Genomic DNA, 5,943 nt, shown 5'->3' with positions numbered 1-5,943 from the left:
AATCTGAATCTAAGAAAAGAGATTAGCTACAGTCTGTAAACGATAACTAGGAGGAGCCGTGTGCATTAATAGTGCAAGCACGGTTCTGTGAGGGGGAGGAGTACAATCTACCGGAAGGTAGAAAGGCTCCCTTCTACTCGACTAGTTCAAAAAGGAGTAACCTTTTTGTTATGTAAAAAAGTTGATTTTTAATAATATAAATCACTATAATTATAACCAGGTACTAATACCAACTTATAATAAAAATATGGGGTGGATACTATGATAGGTTCGAGAATAACTGCTATTGGTACATATGTGCCCGAAAAAAAGCTAACAAATTTCGATCTTGAACAAATGGTTGAAACAACTAATGATTGGATTATTCATAGAACAGGAATTCGTGAACGCAGAATTAGTCGCCCTGATGAATTTACCAGTGATTTATGTGTAGCTGCAGTAAAGGATTTAATGCACAGATATAATAAAAAAGTCGAAGATGTAGATATGATCATCGTGGCAACAAGCACTCCAGATTTTCCGTTTCCATCTGTCGCAAGCATCATACAAGAACGATTAAATATCAAACAAACAGGCGCCATTGATTTAAGTGCAGCGTGTGCAGGATTTGTATATGCTCTGCATACAGCAAACACTTATATTGCCTCTGGACTTCACAAGAAGATTCTGGTAATCGGTGCTGATACAATCTCAAAGATAACGGATTATACCGATCGAAGCACATGTGTTTTATTTGGTGATGGAGCTGGGGCTGTAATGGTTGAAAGGGATGAACAATCAAAAGGTTTCATTGGATTCCATTTGGGAAGTGATGGAAGTGGAGCACAGAATGTATATCAAACTGGACTTTCAAACAAGGTTAATGAGATTGAGTTAATCGATACGAAATGCCTTGTACAAAATGGTAGGGAAGTTTTTCGGTGGGCTGTAAGGAGTGTTCCTACTAGTGTTAGACAAATTTTGAATAAAACACAATTGAGTTTAGACAAGGTTGATTGGTTTGTACCTCATAGTGCCAATTTACGGATCATAGAGCCAATCTGTGAAAAATTAGAATTCCCAATGGAAAAAACTCTTTATAGCCTAGTCAACTTTGGAAATACTTCTGCTGCAACTATTCCTTTAGCTCTTGACCTGGGAATACGTGAGGGAAAAGTTAAAAATGGAGACAGAGTTCTCATGTACGGTTTTGGAGCTGGTTTGGTGCAAGCTGGTCAACTTCTAGAATTAAATTTTGACGAACAAATTTATACTCCTACACCGTTGTAACGAAAAAGATTTTGAAGGATTATACTTAAACAAACGGGTGTTTAAGTTGAACAGGGGATTGCTGCGGCAGCCCTTTTTTTCTTGTTCCACTAATGGGGGCAGGTTAGTTTAACAGCAGTTTGGTTATATATGGTAAAATTTATATAAATTAAACCGTTGGAGAGTGGATACTGAAGAATGAAACTGCTATATTTGGGACTGACATTGCAAACGATATTTTTATTTTGGATAATCCTTCTTAATTCTGTAAGAGTCTATTTTATGGAGCATTATTCTGTCTATTCAGTCGCTTTCTTTGAACTGTTTTTAGGAGTAGTGAGTTTTATTTGTGGAATTATCGGTCTCATAAAAAAGGCAAATATGGGACTTTCCATAATGGTTATGGTGTTTGGGGTGCTTATTTGTTTCTTTTTCGTTTTTATCTATCTCTTATCGGAAGCAGGGATACCACCAGCTATCCCTTGGTTATACTCTGAATAAATCTGGTCTTTCTTCAATTAACCGTTGCAAGAGTTCAAAATCATAATGAGTTGCGGCAGCAGCTCATATTCTTATTGTGCTAACGGGGCAAGTGTATTTGAAACGGTTTTTACGATTCTTTTCAGTTTTTTTCGTTTTTTTTATTGTAAACATACTTTTTAGGCCCAGTACCAGCGTTGCTGTAACCAGGGGCAAAGTAATAATTAATAACGGTAAAAGCTCTGGATTCCAGATCTTTTTTTAAAATTCTATAAAATTTTTTTGATAAGTACCATAAGGGAAGGGTCAATAATGTGAAGCAAACTTGGGTGTTAGAGGAACTCATTGAACACTTTTCAGTTATTCCATAAGAGATGCGTTTAATTGGAAATAAATATGGAAGTAACGACTTGGATTTGCTGTTTCCCTAAAATTTTTTCAATATTAGGGTCATTTTCCAAAAGGAAGGCAGGAAATAAATCAAGAGATTATTGAATACGTTGCAAAGCAAGTAGAAGTATCTACAGATTCCTTTCAAGAATATGATTGGAATGGACCTCTATAAAATATCACCGTGCTCAAATCCGGGAATTTATGTTTCGAGAAAGTACATCTAAAGCTATGGAACAAATAGACGTATGGCTACAAACGAACATTCTACCTGAACTGGTTGAATAATCTGTGCATCCCGGCCAAATCCAAGAAAGTATTCGGCAAAGAAGTTGACAATTTGAATTCTAATAATATAATAGTCATATGACTTTAGAACAAAACGATACGCAACGAATAAAAATATTTAATGCCTTAGCAGATGAAAAAAGGATCGCAATCATCCGCTTATTGTATTACGGAAACAATCGCCCGATGTGTACGGATATAGGAAGGAGTTTAGGTGTAAGTAAGTCCAATGGTTCCTATCATTTAAAAATTTTATCCGAAGCAGAGCTGGTGAAGATTGACCGTGAGGGTGTCATAAAATATGTCTCATTAAATGAGGAGACATTCACACGCTATTTACCTGGTTTTTTGGCTACACTTTAATGTAGCCTCCTTTTTTGGTTATTAGTTCTAAAGTTTTATGACTTTAATATAACGGAGGCGAAATAGATGAATCAAAAAGAGAATAGGTTGATTATCACATTATGTTTAATTGTTTTATCCGGGGTAGCCAATTCACTTCTGTTTAATGTTGCCTTATTTGATATGATGAATGGGCTTGAGGTGACAGCTTCCAAAATTAGCTGGGTGGTTATTTCCTATACTTTAGTGATTGCCTGTGGTTCGATTACTTATAGTAAGCTAGCCTCTTATTTTCAAATTAAAAGTTTGTTGATAATTGGGATTAGTTTATTCGTTACAGGTTCCCTTATAGGGTACACGACGAATGATTTTATCATTGTGGTCTTGGCCCGGATTATTCAAGCAGCGGGTGGTAGCTCGTTTATTGCATTATCAATGATCCTGACGAATCAGTATCTCACCTTCCCTAAACGAAATCTGGCTCTAACATTAATAGGTGCCTGTCTATCACTTGGTTCAGGAATAGGATTTTTGCTCGGAGGCTTCTTTACTCATTTTTGGGGCTGGCACTCCCTATTTTTATTAATGAGTATGGCTATTTTTACGTTGTTAGGAATTATTTTGTTTGTGCCCTCCGGGTATGCCAATCATAAGAAGCTTACCCAACCGTTTGATTTTTTAGGCTTCATCTATTTATTGACTTTTGTCGTGACGTTTATTTTAGGAGTCAAATTAGATGGTTATTTGCTAATCATTACAGTAATCTCTGTATTTTTTATGGGGATCCATGGCAAACGTCAAGATGTCGGGATATTTATGGATCTGTCAGTTTTTCGATTCTATGCCTTTAATCGGTTCCTATTACTTAGTTTTATTAATAGTGCTGCCATGGTGGGAATTATTTTTCTTTTTCCGTTATTAGCAGGACAGCAGTTTCATGTCTCTGCCTTGAAAACTGGCTTTATTTTGGCGGGGATATCACTCTTTTCCTTTTTGCTGAGCTTCGTAATAAGACCAGCTATAACCCGCATCCAAGGGAATGGTCAATTGGTCGTTGCTGTCGTGCTTCAATTCATTGGATTTCTGCTATTAGCCATCTTTGGAGTATACCAATTTGCAGTGGCTAGTGTTGGAGTTGCCCTTATTAATATAAGCTTTACAATCCTTACCATTGTCATCAATATTGATATTCCCCACACGATAAAGAAGGAAAAAAGTGCAATGGGGCTGGGGATCTATAACTTAATCAACTTTTTAGGAATGTCATTTGGCCCATCAATAGCGAGCCGAATCCTAAACGTGACATCAAGTTTCAGCCTTAGCTTTGGATTTTTCGTTAGTTTATTACTTGTAGCATTGCTATTATCATGCGTGAGCAGCATTCCAGTCTCTTCAAGGAAGATAAAGCAGTCCCGTCAACTGTAATCTAAAAAACTGGTTAGATATTTTCTAGCCAGTTTTTTAGACCTTAAACCTTTTGAATGGTTCATTTATTTTAAACATAGTTGGAATGTTGATACAGCCTTTTCAGTCGCATTTGGTTGCTCTTTGGGAATGGCAATTTTTGATTATTATATAACTAAGAAATTAAAGAAAAAGTAATTTTATATAGTTCCTTCTTTAAGTAACGGGTGCAAGAGTTGTAGATCAAGCTGTCATTGTGGCAGCTTTTTTTATTGCATTAAAGGGGCAGGTTAGTTTAAGAAGAAACAATTTTAGGTCATTCGAATAAAGCGATAAATTAATCACAAAATGAAAAGGGAAATGATTTCCGTAATACAAATAGGAAGAAATCTAGGGGTGAAAGTATGGATAAGAACAAAGGGAAAACACCAAATGTTTCAGGAAGTTTTCAATTGATTGAAGACGACCGAAAAGAAACTATTGAGGAATTGAGAAAAGATAACAAATTAGATGAAGAAACGGAATACTATGCACGAATTTTTATGGAAGAGTAATACCTGAAGGGCTGGCTGCTAAAGCCGGCTTTTTTTGTTATTCAACTAAGCAGGTTAGTTGGAAGAAGGATTAATTATTAATATCAAAAATTGTTGAAACCATTTAATGGGAAATCCGTAATGTAGGGCAGCTGGTTATAGGAGAGATGTTTGATAATAATGAAACGATTAATTACCATGTCATTACGCTTTTCGTATTATTTGGTTTAAGTTATGGCATCACTTATTACACCCAGACAAAAATGATCGATTATTCATTTTTTATTGGTCTAGCTATTACAATTATTATTTGGTTTTTAACTTCAAAAGGAGGTTTCACTTCAAGAAATTTAGATATGACAGTTCAAGGTACAACTGGTATTAAAGCTGAAGAACAAAAGTTTGAATTCACACCTAATGTTTTATTTTTTACGTCGTTGTCATATACCATTATTTCATTAGTAGCAATGTTATTTTATTACAGAAGTTATTTTTAAAATCGGCTACAATATTTGGTGGCCTTTTTGTTATTCAACTACTAAAGGGGCAGGTTAGTTTAATAAGCCCCATTAAATTTTGAATCGAGATATAATAAAAGATAATAAATTTTATTGGAGAATCGGAATTATGCGAAAAGTGTCTTATCCATTTTCACCAAAGTCAAATACATATTTAATGCCTGGTCAATTTTGGGCAATCCCTTTAGGTACAAATAAATTTGCATGTGGGCGAGTAATTCAAGTTTCAAAAGAAGATAAACGTGGGTTTTTGGCAGGATTGATGGACTGGGTTGGTGAATATCCTCCCACCGCCGAAAGAATTGCTGGAACTAAGACGTTAAAACAAGGTGATGTACATATAAAAACTATTCATGAAACAGGACTAGAGGGAATGATATTGGGCTATCGTCCATTAGAAGAAGATGGAATAGAACCTTATTTTTTTAAATCTCAGGAAGGTTTTGCAGACGATTGCATCCTTATGAAAGGATACCAAGAAATACGCCCAGTAACTAAAGAGGAATGGGGAAAATATCCTACTTTTTCAACGTGGGGTTATCTTGTAATTAAAAACTTAGCCGAAGAGTATTTTATGTAATACAGGTTGTGCTTGTTCCACTAACGGGGCAGGTGTGCGGCCGAGCCTAGGTCGTATCATATAACGGGTGGGATTCCCGTCGAGTAAGAACTAGCCATTCGCTCGTAGCGAGTCTTGGAGGGCTAAAGGTAACTTTAGTCTTTAAGCGTAGACAGTTAGG

The 5,943-nt window shown here is 35.9% G+C and carries 7 protein-coding genes; all 7 read left to right on the top strand.

Going from position 1 to position 5,943, the window contains the following annotated elements; genetic code table 11:
• The first annotated feature begins 261 nt into the window (after positions 1-261).
• The 7 genes from E2K98_RS29765 to E2K98_RS29740 all read left to right on the top strand — a co-directional run bounded on the left by E2K98_RS29765 (position 262) and on the right by E2K98_RS29740 (position 5,783).
• Positions 262-1,269, top strand: coding sequence for a ketoacyl-ACP synthase III (locus E2K98_RS29765; RefSeq protein ID WP_133340555.1), 1,008 nt, complete (start codon positions 262-264; stop codon positions 1,267-1,269).
• Positions 1,270-1,530: 261 nt separating this feature from the next.
• Positions 1,531-1,749, top strand: a complete 219-nt coding sequence (locus E2K98_RS29760) for a hypothetical protein (RefSeq protein ID WP_235824981.1) — start codon at positions 1,531-1,533, stop codon at positions 1,747-1,749.
• Between the two features lie 735 nt (positions 1,750-2,484).
• Positions 2,485-2,769 carry an ArsR/SmtB family transcription factor gene (locus E2K98_RS29755; protein WP_098573007.1) on the top strand — a complete coding sequence of 95 codons (285 nt, stop codon included), beginning with the start codon at positions 2,485-2,487 and terminating at the stop codon, positions 2,767-2,769.
• 66 nt (positions 2,770-2,835) lie between these two features.
• Positions 2,836-4,173, top strand: a complete 1,338-nt coding sequence (locus E2K98_RS29750; protein ID WP_133340551.1) for an MFS transporter — start codon at positions 2,836-2,838, stop codon at positions 4,171-4,173.
• 383 nt (positions 4,174-4,556) lie between these two features.
• Complete coding sequence (locus E2K98_RS31375) at positions 4,557-4,706, top strand: hypothetical protein (RefSeq protein ID WP_165976437.1); 150 nt, start codon at positions 4,557-4,559, stop codon at positions 4,704-4,706.
• A 146-nt stretch (positions 4,707-4,852) separates the two neighbouring features.
• Positions 4,853-5,182, top strand: a complete 330-nt coding sequence (locus E2K98_RS29745; protein WP_133340549.1) for a hypothetical protein — start codon at positions 4,853-4,855, stop codon at positions 5,180-5,182.
• 130 nt (positions 5,183-5,312) lie between these two features.
• On the top strand, positions 5,313-5,783 hold the full coding sequence (locus E2K98_RS29740) for an Imm26 family immunity protein (protein ID WP_208025448.1): 471 nt from the start codon (positions 5,313-5,315) through the stop codon (positions 5,781-5,783).
• Positions 5,784-5,943: the final 160 nt, after the last annotated feature.

This window comes from Bacillus salipaludis, assembly GCF_004358205.1.
Note: the sequence above shows the minus strand (reverse complement) of the source record. Positions and strands in the feature narration are given on the sequence as shown.